This window comes from Pseudomonas sp., assembly GCF_035497915.1.
In the GTDB taxonomy this organism is placed as follows: Bacteria; Pseudomonadota; Gammaproteobacteria; order Pseudomonadales; family Pseudomonadaceae; genus Serpens.
The window spans coordinates 61,735-76,456 of the sequence record NZ_DATJCS010000025.1; the positions used below are offsets into that span (position 1 = coordinate 61,735).

Below are 14,722 nucleotides of genomic sequence, written 5' to 3' on the forward strand. Positions count from 1 at the left end.
GGTTCCTTTGCTCAGTAGTCATCGCCGGCGTAGGGGTCGGGATACCCCAGTTCGGCCAGCAGATCGCGTTCCAGGCTTTCCATTTCCTCGGCTTCGGCATCGTCGATGTGATCGTAGCCGAGCAGATGGAGGCAGCCATGGATGACCAGGTGGGCCCAGTGGGCCTCCGGGGCCTTGCCCTGTTCCGTTGCTTCGCGTTCGACCACCGGCACGCAGATGACCAGATCGCCGAGCAGCGGGATATCCAGGAATTCGTCGGGTACGTCCGCCGGGAAGGACAGCACGTTGGTGGCGTAGTCCTTGTGCCGCCAGGTGCGGTTCAGTTCGCGGCCTTCGTCTTCGTCGACCAGGCGGATGGTCAGTTCCGAATCGCCGCTGCGCTGGCGCAGGGCTAGTTCGCACCAGCGGCGGAAATCGGCCTCGGCCGGGTGCTGACCGTTGCTGGCCAGCTGCAAATCCAGCTCAAGCATGGTCGTCGGTCCGTGCGCCCGGGTCGTTGTCGGCGGGGGTGTGACGGTTCGAGCGGCTGGTGGCCTGCTCGTCCTCGAAGCGCTCGTAGGCTTCGACGATTCGCTGCACCAGCGGATGGCGTACCACGTCCTTGGGCTGGAAGTGGGTGAAGCTGATGCCCGGCACGTCCTTGAGCACCTTGATCACATGAGCCAGGCCGCTCTTGGTGCCGCGTGGCAGGTCGACCTGGGTGATGTCGCCGGTGATCACCGCCGTGGAGCCGAAACCGATGCGCGTGAGGAACATCTTCATCTGTTCCAGCGTGGTGTTCTGGCTCTCGTCGAGGATGATGAAGCTGTTGTTCAGCGTGCGGCCACGCATGTAGGCCAGCGGCGCAATCTCGATCACCTGCTTCTCGATCAGGCGCGCCACGTGCTCGAAGCCGAGCATCTCGTACAGCGCGTCGTAGAGCGGGCGCAGATAGGGGTCGATCTTCTGTGCCAGGTCGCCGGGCAGGAAGCCGAGCTTCTCGCCGGCCTCGACCGCCGGGCGCACCAGCAGGATGCGGCGCACCTGTTCGCGCTCCAGCGCGTCGACTGCGGCGGCCACCGCCAGGTAGGTCTTGCCGGTGCCGGCCGGGCCGATGCCGAAGTTGATGTCGTTGTCGAGGATCGCCTTGACGTAGCGCTGCTGGTTGGCGCCGCGCGGGCGGATCATGCCCTTCTTGGTGCGCAGCGCGACCCCGGCGTCGGCCTTGCCGGCTTCCAGCTCGACCATGGCCGATTCCTGCAGGAACAGGTGGACCAGTTCGGGCGAGAGTTCGACGCTCTTGGTTTCGCGATACAGGCGGCGCAGGAGATTCTCGACGTTCTGCGTATGGCGCTTGTCGCCGACCAGCTCGAACTGATTGCCCCGGTTGCGGATTTCCACCGCCAGGCGCTGTTCGATCAGGCGCAGGTGTTCGTCGAATTGTCCGCAGAGATTGGCGAAGCGACGGGCTTCGAAGGGTTCGAGGGTGAAATGGTGATGCTCGGTGGAGGTGTTCAAGGGGCTTAAGGATGCCTTGGGCAGTAACGATGAGGGCAAGGATAGCGCCGGGGAGGTCGGGCGGGAAGGAGGGGAGTGTCAGCGGGCGGTTATTCGTCGTGTCGGAGAGCAGCCGGAGCGGCTACTGTGGGAGCGGACTTGTCCGCGAGTCTCCAGGCGGGGCCTGCAAAAAAGCTCGCGAATGAATTCGCTCCCACAGGTTTTCCGGGTTCAATCCAGCAGCGTGCCGCGCAGCGAGTGGGGCAGGGCGTCGTCGATGTGTACTGTGGCGAACTGGCCGATCAGCTGCGGGTTGTCGCAGCGGAAATTGACGATGCGGTTGTTCTCGGTGCGGCCCTGCAGCATGCCCGGGTCCTTCTTCGAGTAGTCGGTCACCAGGATGCGCTGGGTGCTACCCACCATGCGCCGGCTGATCTCGAAGCCCTGCTGGTTGATGCGCTGCTGGAGGATCTGCAGACGCTGCTTCTTCACCTCTTCCGACGTGTCGTCGGCCAGGTCGGCGGCCGGCGTGCCGGGGCGGGCGCTGTAGACGAAGGAGAACGAGAAGTCGAAACCGACCTCCTCGATCAGCTTCATGGTCTGCTCGAAATCCCGGTCGGTCTCGCCGGGGAAGCCGACGATGAAGTCCGAGCTGATGCACATCTCCGGTACCGCCGCCCTAAGCTTGCGGATGCGCGACTTGTATTCCAGCGCGGTGTGGTTGCGCTTCATGGCCGCCAGCACCCGGTCAGAGCCGGACTGCACCGGCAGATGCACGAACTTCACCAGTTCCGGGATCTCGGCGTGGGCCTGGATCAGCGCGTCGGAGAACTCCAGCGGGTGGCTGGTGGTGTAGCGGATGCGCTCGATGCCGTCGATTGCGGCAACGAGATAGAGCAGCTCGGCAAAGTCGGTAATGCCGCCATCACCGTTCTCGCCGCGGTAACCGTTGACGTTCTGGCCCAGCAGGGTGACTTCCTTTACGCCGTTCTCGGCCAGGTGGATGATCTCGCCCAGCACGTCATCCAGCGGGCGGCTGACTTCCTCGCCGCGGGTATAGGGCACCACGCAGAAGGTGCAGTACTTGCTGCAGCCTTCCATGATCGACACGTAGGCGCTGGGGCCATCCACGCGCGGCTCGGGCAGGCGGTCAAACTTCTCGATTTCCGGGAAGGAGATGTCCACCTGCGGCGTCTGGGTGGTGCGCGCCGCATCGATCATCTCCGGCAGACGGTGCAGGGTCTGCGGACCGAACACCACGTCTACATAGGGTGCACGGTCACGGATCGCCGCGCCTTCCTGGCTGGCCACGCAGCCACCGACACCGATCACCAGTTGCGGATTGTCCTGCTTCAGCTCGCGCCAGCGGCCGAGCTGGGAGAACACCTTCTCCTGGGCCTTTTCGCGGATCGAGCAGGTGTTGAGCAGGATCACGTCGGCCTCTTCGGCCTTGTCGGTGAGTTCCAGGGCCTGATGTTCGCCCAGCAGGTCGACCATGCGCGAGCTGTCGTACTCGTTCATCTGGCAGCCGTGGGTTTCGATGTAGAGCTTCTTGGCCATGTGTACGGGAATGGGTCGGGCGGAAGGAGCGCGGATTATAGGGGGCTGGCTACGCAGCGGCCATAGGCGGCGGGATGTGTGGTCGTGGGTTGTCACTGGCGATGTGCTATGCTGCGCCGCTTTTTTTTGGCTCCAGTTACCTCGTTCGGGCTTGGTGTAAGCCCCAGGGTTGAAGTATGAAGCTTTCCCTAATCGTTTCTACGTACAACCGGCCGGATGCACTCGATGCTGTGCTGCATGGGTTGCAGCAACAGCAGGGAGTTCAAGAAACCGACTGGGAAATCTTGATTGCCGATGATGGCTCCGGCGCAGAAACGTCCCGTGTAGTCCGGCACTGGCAGGCGCTTCTTGGCAAACGTCTGAAACATGTGTGGCATGAAGATCGTGGGTTCCGGTTGGCCGCCATCAGGAATCGGGCTGCCATCAAAGCCGAGGGCGATTATCTGGTCTTTATCGACGGCGACTGTGTGCCGTTTCCGGATTTTGTCGCGATGCACCTGAAGCTTGCCGAACCGGGCAAGAGCGTGGCGGGGAGCAGGATCCTGCTTGCCGAAGGCTTTACCCGGGAACTGCTGACCTCGTCCTGTCCCCATGCGCCAGCGCTTTGGTCCAAATGGCAGTGGTTCAAGGGATGGCTCGGGAAGGATGTGAACAAGGCGTTTGGCTGGCTTCGCCTGAATCTTGGGGCCTGGCGTGATCGCAAGGCTGGCGATTGGCGTGTGTATCGGGGCTGCAACTTCGGCGTCTGGGCGCATGATTTCCATACCGTCGATGGCATGGACGAAGCCTTCTCCGGCTGGGGCTATGAGGATTCCGACTTTGCCGTGCGCCTGTTGCGCGCCGGCGTGCGCATCAAGGATGGGCGTTTCGCCGTACCGGTCCTGCACCTCTGGCACCGGGAAAATGACCGTTCCAAACAGCTGGAAAACTGGCGACGCTTCGAAGCATCGCTGAACGGCACCCATGTCCGGGCGACCCGGGGCTTATCATCCCTTGACCAACCTGTTGCTGCCGAAAGTATCCAATGAGTAAACGCGAAGCCCCCATTTTCAAGGTCATCTTCCTCAACCAGGGCCAGGTGTACGAGATGTACGCCAAGCAGATCTTCCAGAGCGATCTGTGGGGATTTCTGGAAATCGAGGAGTTCGTGTTCGGCGAGCGCACGCAGATGGTTGTCGACCCCAGCGAGGAAAAGCTCAAGGCCCAGTTCGAGGGCGTGCTGCGCAGCTTCGTGCCGATGCACGCGATCATCCGCATCGATGAGGTGGAACGGCTGGGCACGCCTAAAATCAGCGAGGCGAAGGGCGGCAGCAATGTCATGCCGTTTCCGATGCCCATGCCGGACAAGTAAGGGCTGATTCAACCCAGGACCACGGCCTGCGAGGGTCGTACAAGGAGTGATTGCGTGAAACCCACAATTCTCGTTACCGGCGGCGCTGGCTATATAGGCTCCCATGTGGTGTTGGCACTGCTCGAAGCGGGCCAGAATGTGCTGGTGTTGGATAACCTCAGCAACAGCTCGCTCGAATCCCTGGCGCGCGTCGAACGCCTCTGCGGGCGCGCGCCGCGTTTCGTCGAGGGTGACATCCGTGACCGCGCGCTGCTCGACCGGCTGTTCGCCGAGCATCCCATTGAAGCCGTGATGCACTTCGCCGGCCTCAAGGCGGTCGGTGAAAGCGTGCAGCAGCCGCTGCGCTACTACGAAAACAACGTCGCTGGCAGCATCACCCTGTGTCAGGCGATGACCGCTGCCGGCGTGTTCCGTCTGGTGTTCAGCTCCTCGGCCACCGTGTATGGCGAGCCACCGCAGATGCCGATTCGCGAGGACTTTCCCACCGGTACGCCGACCAATCCCTACGGTCGCTCGAAGCTGATGGTCGAGGAAATTCTCCGTGACCTGTCGCTCTCCGAACCTCGCTGGAGTATTGCGCTGCTGCGCTACTTCAACCCGGTTGGCGCCCACCCTAGCGGGCTGATTGGCGAGGATCCTCAGGGCATTCCCAATAACCTGCTGCCTTATATCAGCCAGGTGGCTGTCGGTAAGCTCAAGGAACTCGGCGTATTCGGCAACGATTACCCGACCGTCGATGGCACCGGCGTGCGTGATTACATTCATGTCATGGACCTGGCCGACGGTCACCTCAAGGCACTCGATGCACTGGCGGACCGTGGCGGGGTGAATGTCTGGAACCTCGGTACCGGCACCGGCTACAGCGTGCTGCAGATGATCCACGCCTTCGAGCAGGCCAGCGGGCGTGCCGTCGCCTATCGCGTCGCCCCCCGACGAGCGGGTGACATCGCCGAATGCTGGGCCGACCCGTCGCGGGCCGAGCGCGAGCTGGGCTGGAAGGCCCGGCGCGGGCTGGAAGAAATGATGGCGGATACCTGGCGGTGGCAGTCGAACAATCCACAGGGCTATGGACAGTAGAGAAGGAGGTCGCGGTTCGGGAATTTTTGCTCTCGAAATGGTCGGATGCTTCTGGCTAGCCGGGCAGAACACGCCAGACTCCAGTCCGCATCTTCGAGGCCCTAAAGGATGAACCCATTTTGAAACTGGCTTTTACACTGTTCCGCTACTTCCCTTATGGCGGCCTTGAAAGGGACATGCTCGCCCTTGCACAGCTGATGCACGAGCGTGGCCACGAGGTGACCATCTATAGCCGTAGTTGGGAAGGCGCGCGACCAGACCTTCCAGTGGTCCTGCTGCCCGTGCGGGCCATGACCAACCACGGTGCCAATGCCGCCTTCGCCCGACGTTTCCTGGCGGAACTGCCCGCCGATGTGGATGCCGTGGTGGGCTTCAACAAGATGCCGGGCCTGGACTTCTACTACGCGGCCGACGTGTGCTTCGCCGAGAAGGCCTACGCTGAGCGCAGCTGGCTGTACCGCTTGACGTCACGCGCCCGCAGCTCGCTGGCCATGGAGGCGGCGGTGTTCGGCCGTGACGCTCGCACCCAGATCCTGATGATTTCCCGAACGGAATCGCTGATCTACCAGAAGTACTACCAGACACCGCAGGATCGCATCCATTTCGTGCCGCCAGGCATCAACCGCTCCCGCGGTGTGCCGGCGGATTACGCGAAGATTCGTCCCGAACTGCGACAGCAATACGGGCTGGCCCCGGATGACATTTTGCTGATGATGGTTGGCTCGGATTTCAGGCGCAAAGGATTCGATCGGGCGCTGCGGGGAATTGCTGCCCTGCCCCAGGAGCTGCGCTACCGGGTCCGTGTCTGGGTGGCCGGGCAGGACAAGCCGCAATCTCTGGAAGGATTGGCTGAGCAGTTGGGCATTGCCGATCGCCTGAAGGTTTTGGGCGGTCGCGACGATGTTGCCCAATTGCTGTGGTCCGCCGACCTGCTCCTGCATCCGGCTCGCAGTGAAATGGCCGGGCTGGCCTTGCTGGAAGCGATGATCGCGGGGGTGCCGGTGATTGCCACCGAGGTGTGCGGCTACGCCCACTACATCACGGATCACGCGATGGGTGAGGTGATCGATGCCGAAGCCGCGGACGCCACGATTGCCGCCGCCATCCAGCGCACCCTGCAGACCCCGCGCGAAGAGTGGATCGGCCGCGCCCGCCACATGATCGAGCACGCCGACATCTTTTCCATGACCCAGCGCGCCGCCGAGCTGATCGAGCGCGGCGCTTCCCGCCGGTAACGATCGACGCTGACTAGGGCAACGGAGCCAGCGGTGAGCTGGCGTCGATGGTCCGCAGCTCCTGCAAGTAGCTGCGGAAGATGTGGCCGAGTATCTGCGTGGCCACCGCCAGCTCCTCCCGGGACATCTGCTCGGCGACCAGGTCGGCACCGTCCAGCGCCTCTTCCGAGCCGTTCACCGCCGCCATCTTCAGCACGATGAAGGCCTGGATATTGCTGGCCGGAACCCCTTCACCCTTGAAGAACATGGTGCCGAGCCGGCGCTGGGCTTCGGCGTGGCCCTGCAGGGACGCCATTTCGTACCAGCGCAGCGCCTGTTGCAGGTCCTGCTGGGTATGGCGGCCGGTGTAGAAGAATTCGCCCAATTCGAACTGCGCCTGGGTGTCGCCTTCCAGGGCGATCACCTGGCAACTGTTCAGTGCTTCGCTCAGCAGTTCGGGCGCCAGGTCGAGCGCGCAACGCCCGGTGGCAGGTACCAGCAGGTCGTTGTCACTGGCCAGCGACACGGGAACGAACAACAGACAGCACAGGCTCAGAATGTGGCTGGTGCGAATCATGGGAATCCAGGGCGCCCATACAGGCAGGCGGGTTCAGGCGACCGGCACATTATGGGATAACCCGTGCGCGGGTTACAAAGCCTTTCGGCCCGGAGGGATTTGCCATTCTGCTGCGACGGTGGCGGGGGCGCCTGCCATTGTGGGAGCGGACTCGTCCGCGAGGCTTTTGTGGGGTCATGCCAAAAGCTCGCGAACAAGTTCGCTCCCACCGTTCCGTGCAGTCCTGGCGGTGTTACTTCAGCTGCGCGAAGGCGCGCTCGGCCGCGTCCAGGGTGATCTTCAGCTCGGTCTCGCCATGGGCGATGGAGGTGAAGCCGGCCTCGAAGGCGCTCGGTGCCAGGTACACGCCGCCTTGCAGCATCAGGTGGAAGAAGCGGTTGAAACGCTGCGCATCGCTGGCCATCACGTCGGCGAAGGTCTGAATGCTGTCGGCGCCGCTGAAATACAGGCCGAACATGGCGCCCACCTGGGTGGTGACGAACGGGATGCCGGCGGCATCGGCGCGGTCCTGCAGGCCCTGCAGCATGCGGCTGGTGTAGTCGGCCAGCTCGGCATGGAAGCCGGGACGGCTGATCAGCTTCAGGGTGGTCAGGCCGGCGGCCATGGCCAGCGGGTTACCGGACAGGGTGCCGGCCTGGTAGACCGGGCCCAGCGGCGAGACGCAGGACATGATCTCGCGCTTGCCACCGAAGGCGCCGACCGGCATGCCGCCGCCGACGATCTTGCCGAAGGTGGAGAGGTCCGGGGTCACGCCGAAGTGCGCCTGGGCGCCACCAAGGGCGACGCGGAAACCGGTCATTACCTCGTCGAAGATCAGCACCACGCCGTGCTCGTCGCACAGCGCGCGCAGGCCTTCCAGGAAGCCCGGCACCGGCGGCACGCAGTTCATGTTGCCGGCCACCGGTTCGACGATGATGCAGGCGATCTCCTGGCCACGCTGGCTCAGGGTTTCGCGCACGGTGTCGAGGTCGTTGTAGGGCAGGGTCAGGGTGTGCTGGGCGAAGGCCGCCGGTACACCGGGCGAGCTGGGTACGCCGAAGGTCAGCGCGCCGGAGCCGGCCTTGACCAGCAGGCTGTCGGAGTGGCCGTGGTAGCAGCCTTCGAACTTGATGATGGTGTCGCGGCCGGTGAAGCCGCGGGCCAGGCGGATGGCGCTCATGGTGGCTTCGGTGCCGGAGCTGACCATGCGCACCATTTCCATCGACGGCACCAGCGAGCAGACCAGCTCGGCCATCTCGGTTTCCAGCGCGGTCGGCGCGCCGTAGGACAGGCCGTGTTCCAGCTGGCGGCGTACCGCGTCGAGTACGTCCGGATGGGCGTGGCCGAGGATCATCGGGCCCCAGGAGCCGACGTAGTCGACGTAGCGCTTGTCGTCCTCATCGACGATGTAGGCGCCTTCGGCGTGCTTGATGAACAGCGGCGTGCCGCCGACGCCCTTGAAGGCGCGCACCGGCGAGTTCACGCCACCGGGAATGTGCTGCTGGGCCTGGTTGAAGAGGATTTCGGAACGGGACATGCGGGCCTCGCGAATCAGGGGCGGACCGCAGCCCGCCGGCTCGGGATCAAAGGGTTGGGAACAGGGAACAGAACGCGCGGGCGCGGCGCTCGACATCGGCGGCCGAATCCGCGGCAAACAGGGCATTGATCACGGCCAGCCAGTCGGCGCCGTGCTCCACCAGCGGGCGGGCGTTTTCCAGGGTGATGCCACCGATCACCACCAGCGGCGCGGCGAAGCGCGCGCGCGCCTCGCTCAGCAGCGCAGGCGTGGCCTTGGCCTCACCGGGTTTGGTCAGCGACGGATAGAAGCGTCCGAACGCCGGATGGCTCGCGCCGGCCGCCAGGGCGGCCTCGGCAAACGCCAGGCTGGCATAGCAGCTGGCGCCCAGGTGTACGCCTGCGCCGAGACGCGCGCGAGCCTCGGCCAGCGAGCCGTCCTCCTGGCCCAGGTGCAGGCCGACGCCCAGTTGCGCGGCCAGCTCCAGATCGTCGTTGATGATCAGCTCGGCGTCGTAGCGCTGGCACAGCTCGCGCAGGGCGCTGGCTTCATCGAAGCGGCGCGCCTGATCGCGGGATTTCTCGCGGTATTGCAGCAGGCGCGCGCCGCCTTCCAGCGCGGCTTCCACATAGGGCAGCAGGCGCCCGTCGGCGAGCAGGGCGCTGTCGGTGATGGCATACAGACCGCGCTTCATCACAGGGAGTCCAACGGCAGGCGGCGCGGGATGTACTGGCCGTGACCCGGGGCCTCGGCGTCGCGCAGGCAGCGCCAGGTGTAATCGAGTGCCGACTGCACGGCGCTCGGCAGGGCTTCGCCCAGGGCCAGGCGACCGGCCAGTGCGCTGGCCAGGGTGCAACCGGACCCGTGGTAGCTGCCCGGCAGGCGCTGGCAACTGGACGTCCACACCTGGCCATCACGGCTGTACAGGCGGTTGACCACCTCGCTTTCTTCGCCGTGGCCGCCGGTGATCAGCAGGTGACGGATGTGCGACAGCAGCTTCTCGGCGCACTCGTCCGGCGTGCCGTCGGGCAGCTCGGCGAGGATGCGCGCCTCCGGCAGGTTCGGCGTGGCGATGGCCGCCACCGGGAACAGTCGTTCGCGGATCGCGTAGCCGACATCGTCCGGCCCCAGCGAGCCGCCGCCACCGGCGCGCAGCACCGGGTCGCAGACCAGCGGCACGCCGGGCAGCTGCTGCATCAGCTCCAGCACGGTGTCGACCATCTCCACCGAGCCGAGCATGCCGAGCTTGACGGCCGCGATGGGCAGGTCGGCGATCACCGCGTTGGCCTGGGCCAGCACCCAGGCGCGATCGAGCACGCGGAAGTCGGTGACGTCGACGGTGTCCTGCACGGTCAGCGCGGTGACGGTCGGTGCGGCGTGGCAACCCTGGGCAAGCAGGGCTTCGATGTCCGCCTGCAGGCCGGCACCACCCGAAGGATCGTGGCCGGACAGACAGAGGACGACGGGGCGGGAAGTGTGTCTGTTCATGGCGCGCGAGCTTAACACTTTCCACCCGCCATTGGCCCGCCCCCGGATGCGCTCCGGGCGGGCCTATCTGCCCTCGCGTTTGTCCAGTTTCCCACTCACGGCGCGGCAAGCGGCCATGCTTCACTCTGTCGCATCTGCCAGTCACCGGAGCCCGCGATGAGCCTGCACCAGTTCGCCGAAACCCACGAGGTCTTCAACCAGGTGCCGCCGCTGGATGGCGCCAACCTCTACCGCCTGGACCTGCCGCTGCGGGAGTGGGTGCGCCGCTTCCACGGCGGCTGGGGCGACGCGCGCTTGGACGCCTACGGCGCGCTGGCCGGCGGCCCGCTGATGGCCGCCGGCTTTCTGGCCAACGAGAACAAGCCGGTGCTGCGCACCCACGATCGCTACGGCCAGCGTATCGATCAGGTGGACTTCCATCCCGCCTACCACGAGCTGATGCGCACCGCCGTCGAACATGGCCTGCCGTCGCTGCCCTGGGTGAACCCGCAGGCCGGCGCCCATGTGGTGCGCGCCGGTCTCACCTACCTGCACAGCCAGGCTGAGGCCGCCAGCGGCTGCCCGCTGACCATGACCTTCGCCGCCGTGCCGGCGCTCAAGTTGCAGCCGGATATTGCCGACGCCTGGCTGCCGAAGATCCTCGCCACCGAATACGACCCGCGCAACCTGCCCATGGAACAGAAGGCCGGCGTGACCATCGGCATGGCGATGACCGAGAAGCAGGGCGGCACCGACGTACGCGCCAACACCACCCGTGCCTTCCCGGTCGGCGCCGGCGGCCCTGGACAGGCCTACGAACTGCTCGGCCACAAGTGGTTCTGCTCGGCGCCGATGTGCGACGCCTTCCTGACCCTGGCGCAGGCCGACAAGGGCCTGTCCTGCTTCCTGCTGCCGCGCCACCGCCCGGACGGCACGCGCAACCAGCTCTACATCCAGCGCCTGAAGAACAAGCTGGGCAACTGGGCCAACGCCTCCAGCGAAATCGAATACCGTGGCGCGCTGGCCTGGATGATCGGCGAGGAAGGGCGCGGCGTGCCGACCATCATCGAGATGGTGGCGATGACCCGCTTCGATTGCATGGTCGGCTCCAGCTCCCTGATGCGCCAGGCGCTGACCCAGGCGCTGCACCACTGCGCGCACCGCCAGGTGGGCGGCAAACTGCTGATCGAGCAGCCGCTGATGCGCAACGTGCTGGCCGACCTGGCGCTGGAAAGCGAAGCCGCGCTGGCGCTGACGATGCGCATGGGCCGCGCGCTGGACAATCCGAACGATCCGCAGGAAGCGCGCTTCGCCCGCCTGGTCACCGCCATCGGCAAGTACTGGATCTGCAAGCGCGCCCCGGAAATGATCGCCGAGGCCAGCGAATGCCTGGGCGGCGCCGGCTACGTTGAGGAAACCATCCTGCCGCGCTTGTATCGCGAAGCGCCGGTCAACTCCATCTGGGAAGGCTCCGGCAACGTGCAGTGCCTGGACGTGCTGCGCGCGCTGTCCAAGGAGCCCGGTGTGTTGGATGCGCTGTTCAGCGAGCTGGGCGACGGCCACGGCGATGCCCGCCTGGCGGCGCATATCCAGCGCCTCAAGCAGGACTTTTCCGACACCGGCGACATCCACTACCGCGCCCGCCAGCTCACCGAGGACGTAGCTGTGGCCCTGCAGGCCAAGCTGCTGCTGGAAGCCGGCAATGCGGCGGTCAGCGATGCGTTCATCGCCAGCCGCCTGGAAGGGCGCGGCCGCGTCTACGGCACCCTGCCGCGCGGACTGGAGATCGATGCGCTGCTGGCGCGCAGCGCGCCGCGGCGGGAGTAGGCGTGGGCCCGGGTCCGCCCATCAACTTCACCGCCGGATGGCCGATAACGGTTGGACACCGCAAGGAGTGCAACCATGGCCATCCGTTTCGACTCTCCCTCCCCCATATTGAAGGCGCCCGTCGCGCGCCGCGGCGATGAAGCCGCTTCGCGCAACACGCAGACGGCCGACCCGAAAAGCGCCGCACAGCTGACCCTCGGCGCAGCCTTGAAGAAGGCCGGCGAGACGGCCCGCGCCTTTGGTGACTCCCTCACCACGCGCTTCGATGAAGCCCGCAAGAGCAGCGCTCGCGAACAGGTCGCGCAGATCCGCGAGCGCATCCAGATGCTGAAACGGTTGATCCTGCTGTTCGGCGGCTCCAAGGCGCTGCTGCGCGAACTCAAGCAACTGGCCGGCGCCCTGGCCGCCGCGGCCGATGTGCTCAAGGGCGGCGGAGGCGGTGGTTCGGCCTTGGCGGGGCTGGAACAGGGCGCTCTCTACACCGAGGCAGGGGTGCCCGCATCGGGAGCGCCGCCTGCCGCTCAGACCGACGACGGTTCGCCCGGCAGCGAAGCAGCCGAGTCGTCGGACGAACAGCGCGAGGCCGAAGCGCTGACCGTACAGGCCGAAAGCGAACTCGCCGCGCTGGGCGCCAAGGCCGCCCCGCAGGACCCGCCTGCCACCGACGATGCCCCGACCCTGGCTTCCGCCCCGGCCGACAGCCAGCAGGCCCAGCGCCGCGCCGATGCCGACCTGCTGGAAAAAGCCCTGCGCGAACTCAAGGCCCTGCTGGCATTAGCCAAGTCGGCGCAACGCAAGGCCGACCGCGACGACCAGAAGCGCATCAAGGACATCGAGGAACAGGTGGAACAGGTCGAGCAGGCGGTGGGGGAGTTGAACGGTCCCGCTTCGCTTCTGTCGGGGTTCGCTGGGATATCGGTGCGGGCGTGACGAGCAGATCAGTTATTTGCTTTGTCGCTTGAGGGCAGGCCCGCGGGCTGGCATTGGGTGGGGCGCTGGTGAACCTGGCGTTTGCGCTTTGAGGGAACGCTGCCGCCCTGTCATCTCCACCACATACACTTGCGGCATACTCCGTGCTCACCGGTAAACCAGGATGCCCGCCTTGATCCCTTCCGACACCTTTACCCTCGCCACCACCCCGGAACAGGCCGTGGACCGTCTGGCCGAGTTGTACCAGCAGGCCGCCTCGGCGCTCAGCCTGGCGCTCAAGCGCTACGTGAAGGAGCGCATCGTGCCGGACGAGGCGCAGCGGGCGCTGTTCCGCTATCCCGAGCTGCGCATCACCTACCTGAGAGGCGGGGAGACCTCGTCCAGCACCCGCGCCTACGCCAAGGTGCAGGTGCCGGGGGTGTACAGCGTGACCATCACCCAGCCGCAGGCGTTTCGTGGCTATCTGCTCAGCCAGCTGCGCCCGCTGATGAGCGATTTCACCCTGCGGGTGGAAGTCGGGGTCAGCGAGCGGAGCATTCCCTATCCCTACGTGGTGGCGCAGGGCGACGAGCTGGCGGGCACCGGGGTGACGGCGGCGGAGCTGGCGCGGGTCTTTCCCAGCACCGACCTGTCGGCGGCCAGCGACGAGGTGGCCGACGGCCTGTACGACTGGCAGCACGCCGAACAGATGCCGCTGGCGCTGTTCGACGCGGCGCGGGTGGACTTCTCGCTCAAGCGCCTGCAGCACTACACCGGCAGCGGCTGGCAGCACGTGCAGCCGTGGATCCTGCTCACCAACTACCACCGCTACGTGGACCAGTTCATCCGCTACGGCCTCGACCAGCTGCGCGACAACCCGCGCTACGTGCGCATGGTGCTGCCCGGCAACGTGGTGGTCGCCAAGGGCATGGAAGAAGGCGAGATGCAGGCAATGATCGACAGCGTGCTCTGGCACCGCTACCAGATGCCGGCCTATCACCTGATCGCCGATGACGGCCACGGCGTGACGCTGGTGAACATCGGCGTCGGCCCGTCCAACGCCAAGAACATCACCGACCACCTGGCCGTGCTGCGCCCGCACTGCTGGCTGATGATCGGCCACTGCGGCGGGCTGCGGCAGTCGCAGACCATCGGCGACTACGTGCTGGCCCACGCCTACATGCGCCGCGACGGCATCCTCGACCGCGTGCTGCCGCCGAACATCCCGCTGCCGGCGCTGGCCGAGGTGCAGCAGGCGCTGCAGGAAGCGGCGGCCACCGTTACCGGCGAACAGGGCGACGCATTGAAGAAGCGCCTGCGCACCGGCACGGTGCTGACCTACGACGACCGCAACTGGGAGTTGCGCTGGGCGCAGGAGCGGCCGCTGATCAACCTGGCCCGCGCCGTGGCGGTGGACATGGAAAGCGGCACCATCGCCGCCCAGGGCTATCGCCTGCGCGTGCCCTACGGCACCTTGCTATGTGTCTCCGACAAGCCGCTGCACAGCGAGATCAAGCTGCCCGGTGCCGCCAACGCCTTCTACGAGCGCGCGGTGAACCAGCACCTGCGCATCGGCATCGCCGCGCTGGACCTGTTGCGCGGTCAGCTGGATTCGCTGCACTCGCGCAAGCTGCGCAGTTTCGACGAGCCGCCGTTCCGCTAATGGCCGCCCCTGTACAGGGGCGGTCCGAGCGCCCACTATGGCGCTCAAGGAGCTTTAACTCTTTGTTTAAAAAGAGGTTTCTCAGGGAAGAGCCGTATCGCGCAGC

Annotated in this window: 14 protein-coding genes; 7 read left to right on the forward strand and 7 right to left on the reverse strand. The window is 65.7% G+C overall.

The genetic code is table 11. The features are described 5' to 3' along the window. Positions 1-11 precede the first annotated feature (11 nt). From ybeY to miaB, 3 genes are all read right to left on the reverse strand, one after another. Entirely contained in the window at positions 12-470 is a 459-nt protein-coding gene (gene ybeY / locus VL129_RS08175; RefSeq protein ID WP_325411905.1) for an rRNA maturation RNase YbeY, read from the reverse strand. Next, the gene (locus VL129_RS08180) at positions 463-1,497 is read right to left on the reverse strand and encodes a PhoH family protein (protein ID WP_325411907.1); all 1,035 of its coding nucleotides are present in this window, start codon (positions 1,495-1,497) and stop codon (positions 463-465) included. Before VL129_RS08180 ends, ybeY begins: the two co-directional genes overlap by 8 nt. A 210-nt stretch (positions 1,498-1,707) precedes the next feature. After that, complete coding sequence (gene miaB / locus VL129_RS08185) at positions 1,708-3,036, reverse strand: tRNA (N6-isopentenyl adenosine(37)-C2)-methylthiotransferase MiaB (RefSeq protein ID WP_325411910.1); 1,329 nt, start codon at positions 3,034-3,036, stop codon at positions 1,708-1,710. A 176-nt stretch (positions 3,037-3,212) separates the two neighbouring features. Here miaB and VL129_RS08190 point away from each other — a divergent pair, with 176 nt between their 5' ends. The 4 genes from VL129_RS08190 to VL129_RS08205 all read left to right on the forward strand — a co-directional run bounded on the left by VL129_RS08190 (position 3,213) and on the right by VL129_RS08205 (position 6,699). Continuing rightward, positions 3,213-4,064, forward strand: a complete 852-nt coding sequence (locus VL129_RS08190; protein ID WP_325411912.1) for a glycosyltransferase family 2 protein — start codon at positions 3,213-3,215, stop codon at positions 4,062-4,064. Beyond that, on the forward strand, positions 4,061-4,387 hold the full coding sequence (locus VL129_RS08195) for a DUF1820 family protein (protein ID WP_325411914.1): 327 nt from the start codon (positions 4,061-4,063) through the stop codon (positions 4,385-4,387). The genes VL129_RS08190 and VL129_RS08195 overlap by 4 nt, the downstream gene beginning before the upstream one ends. A 54-nt stretch (positions 4,388-4,441) precedes the next feature. Next, the gene (gene galE / locus VL129_RS08200) at positions 4,442-5,464 is read left to right on the forward strand and encodes a UDP-glucose 4-epimerase GalE (protein WP_325411916.1); all 1,023 of its coding nucleotides are present in this window, start codon (positions 4,442-4,444) and stop codon (positions 5,462-5,464) included. 119 nt (positions 5,465-5,583) lie between these two features. Further along, complete coding sequence (locus VL129_RS08205; RefSeq protein ID WP_325411918.1) at positions 5,584-6,699, forward strand: glycosyltransferase family 4 protein; 1,116 nt, start codon at positions 5,584-5,586, stop codon at positions 6,697-6,699. A gap of 13 nt (positions 6,700-6,712) precedes the next feature. Here the strand turns inward: VL129_RS08205 and VL129_RS08210 are convergent, their stop codons facing one another. The 4 genes from VL129_RS08210 to VL129_RS08225 form a co-directional block, all read right to left on the reverse strand. Next, positions 6,713-7,255, reverse strand: coding sequence for a tetratricopeptide repeat protein (locus tag VL129_RS08210; RefSeq protein ID WP_325411920.1), 543 nt, complete (start codon positions 7,253-7,255; stop codon positions 6,713-6,715). 232 nt (positions 7,256-7,487) lie between these two features. After that, on the reverse strand, positions 7,488-8,771 hold the full coding sequence (hemL, locus tag VL129_RS08215) for a glutamate-1-semialdehyde 2,1-aminomutase (RefSeq protein ID WP_325411922.1): 1,284 nt from the start codon (positions 8,769-8,771) through the stop codon (positions 7,488-7,490). A gap of 46 nt (positions 8,772-8,817) precedes the next feature. After that, positions 8,818-9,444, reverse strand: a complete 627-nt coding sequence (thiE, locus tag VL129_RS08220) for a thiamine phosphate synthase (RefSeq protein ID WP_325411924.1) — start codon at positions 9,442-9,444, stop codon at positions 8,818-8,820. Then, positions 9,444-10,238 (reverse strand): hydroxymethylpyrimidine/phosphomethylpyrimidine kinase, encoded by a 795-nt coding sequence (locus VL129_RS08225; RefSeq protein WP_325411926.1) that lies wholly within the window; start codon positions 10,236-10,238, stop codon positions 9,444-9,446. Before VL129_RS08225 ends, thiE begins: the two co-directional genes overlap by 1 nt. Positions 10,239-10,394: 156 nt before the next feature. On the opposite strand from VL129_RS08225, the gene VL129_RS08230 reads away from it, so the two are divergent. The 3 genes from VL129_RS08230 to amn all read left to right on the forward strand — a co-directional run bounded on the left by VL129_RS08230 (position 10,395) and on the right by amn (position 14,616). After that, positions 10,395-12,044, forward strand: coding sequence for an acyl-CoA dehydrogenase family protein (locus VL129_RS08230; protein ID WP_325411929.1), 1,650 nt, complete (start codon positions 10,395-10,397; stop codon positions 12,042-12,044). Positions 12,045-12,119: 75 nt separating this feature from the next. Further along, a complete protein-coding gene (locus VL129_RS08235; protein ID WP_325411931.1) occupies positions 12,120-12,974 on the forward strand; it encodes a hypothetical protein in 855 nt (284 codons plus the stop codon). 172 nt (positions 12,975-13,146) lie between these two features. After that, on the forward strand, positions 13,147-14,616 hold the full coding sequence (gene amn / locus VL129_RS08240; protein ID WP_414705169.1) for an AMP nucleosidase: 1,470 nt from the start codon (positions 13,147-13,149) through the stop codon (positions 14,614-14,616). Positions 14,617-14,722 lie beyond the last annotated feature (106 nt).